The sequence below is a fragment of the Pseudomonas sp. UBA6315 genome, from assembly GCF_002438125.1.
Taxonomy (GTDB): domain Bacteria; phylum Pseudomonadota; class Gammaproteobacteria; order Pseudomonadales; family Pseudomonadaceae; genus Aquipseudomonas; species Aquipseudomonas faucium.
In genome coordinates, this window is record NZ_DJTF01000142.1 from 8,977 (window position 1) to 10,598 (window position 1,622).

The 1,622-nt window shown below is 64.3% G+C and carries 4 protein-coding genes; 1 reads left to right on the forward strand and 3 read right to left on the reverse strand.

What is annotated here, in order from left to right:
- Window positions 1-468 (forward strand): helicase-related protein (locus B3E94_RS16850; RefSeq protein WP_286914404.1); only part of this gene is annotated, 468 nt, incomplete at its 5' end.
- 88 nt (window positions 469-556) lie between these two features.
- Here B3E94_RS16850 and moaE read toward each other — a convergent pair.
- The 3 genes from moaE to moaC form a co-directional block, all read right to left on the reverse strand.
- Complete coding sequence (gene moaE, locus B3E94_RS16855) at window positions 557-1,003, reverse strand: molybdopterin synthase catalytic subunit MoaE (RefSeq protein WP_176512317.1); 447 nt, start codon at window positions 1,001-1,003, stop codon at window positions 557-559.
- Window positions 1,004-1,005: 2 nt separating this feature from the next.
- Entirely contained in the window at window positions 1,006-1,251 is a 246-nt protein-coding gene (locus B3E94_RS16860) for a MoaD/ThiS family protein (protein WP_286914405.1), read from the reverse strand.
- Window positions 1,251-1,622, reverse strand: a 372-nt coding sequence (gene moaC, locus B3E94_RS16865) for a cyclic pyranopterin monophosphate synthase MoaC (protein WP_286914407.1), incomplete at its 5' end; no start/stop codon positions are given. The genes moaC and B3E94_RS16860, both read right to left, overlap by 1 nt.

A 1,622-nucleotide genomic window follows, 5' to 3' on the forward strand; every position in this document is an offset into this window, starting at 1 on the left:
AAGTACAAGCTGCTGTACAACCTGGTGACGCAGAACAAGTGGGAACGGGTCATGGTCTTTGCCAACCGCAAGGACGAGGTGCGGCGCATCGAAGAGAAGCTGGTGCGCGATGGCATCAACGCCGCGCAGCTGTCGGGCGACGTGCCGCAGCACAAGCGCATCCGCACCCTGGAAAACTTCCGTGAAGGCCGTATCACCGTGCTGGTGGCCACCGATGTGGCTGGGCGCGGGATCCACATCGACGGCATCAGCCACGTGATCAACTTCACCCTGCCGGAAGACCCGGATGACTACGTGCACCGCATTGGCCGTACCGGCCGGGCGGGCAGCAGCGGCGTGTCGATCAGCTTTGCCGGTGAGGATGATTCCTACCAGTTGCCGGCAATCGAAGAACTGCTGGGCCGCAAGATCAAGTGCGAGATGCCGCCGGACGAGCTATTGAAGCCGGTGCCGCGCAAGCATCATTGAGGCTGGGGCTGCGCTGCAGCCCAATCGCCACCTGTGGGAGCCGGCTCGCCGGCGATCCGGGGCAACGCCCCGGCCATCCACAGTCAAGCTACCAGCGCCCCGCCGCATCCTGGTCACTCTGCTTCCCTTCCACCCACCTGGGCCCCTCCTGGGTACTCTCTTTCTTCCAGAACGGCGCCCGCGTCTTCAGGTAGTCCATGATGAAGTTGCAGGCCTCGAACGCCGCCTGCCGATGGGCACTGGCCACCCCGACGAAAACGATCGGCTCGCCCGGCTCCAGCGCCCCGATCCGGTGCAGCACCTCGACCTTGAGCAACGGCCAACGCTGCTCGGCCTCGACCACGATCTTGGCCAGGGCCTTCTCGGTCATGCCTGGGTAGTGTTCGAGAAACATGCCCGCCACATCGAGGCCGTCGTTGAAATCACGCACATAGCCCACAAACCCGACCACGGCCCCCACACCGACGTTGGCGGCATGCATGGCATTGACCTCGTGCCCCGGGTCAAAGGCCGCTTGCTGTACTCGCACCGCCATCATCAGCCTCCGGTCACCGGTGGGAAGAACGCCACCTCGTCGCCCTCTTCCAGCGGCTCGTCGAGCCTGCACAGCTCTTCGTTGCGCGCGCACATCAGGTTCTGCTCGGCCAGCACCTGATACTCCCCACCCTTGGCCACCAGCGCCTGGCGCACATCGTCGAGCACCTTGAAATCACCCGCCAGGTGCTCGGCATCGAGGCCCAGCAATTCGCGATAGCGGGCGAAATACATCACCTTGACCTTCATCACGCCTCCACCTTGTAGTGGCCGCTCTTGCCGCCAAGCTTCTCCAAAAGGCGCACCTGCTCGATGACCATGCCCTTGTCCACGGCCTTGCACATGTCGTAGATCGTCAGCGCGGCGACGCTGGCGGCGGTCAGTGCTTCCATTTCCACGCCGGTCTGCCCGGCCAGCTTGCAGCGCGCGACGATGCGCACGGCATCGGCGCCTTCGGCGCTGAGCTCGACCTTGACGCTGGTCAGCATCAGCGGGTGGCACAACGGGATCAGGTCGCTGGTCTTCTTCGCCGCCTGGATGCCGGCGATGCGCGCCACGGCGAACACATCGCCCTTGGGGTGCTCACCGTCGACGATCATCTGCAAGGTCTGCGGCAACAT

Bases quoted from the DNA above. Each gene is read 5' to 3' on its own strand.
- moaE (WP_176512317.1), bottom strand. From the start codon at position 1,003: ATGGCGGTGCGAGTACAGCAAGCGGCCTTTGACCCGGGGCACGAGGTC.
- B3E94_RS16860 (WP_286914405.1), bottom strand. From the start codon at position 1,251: ATGAAGGTCAAGGTGATGTATTTCGCCCGCTATCGCGAATTGCTGGGC.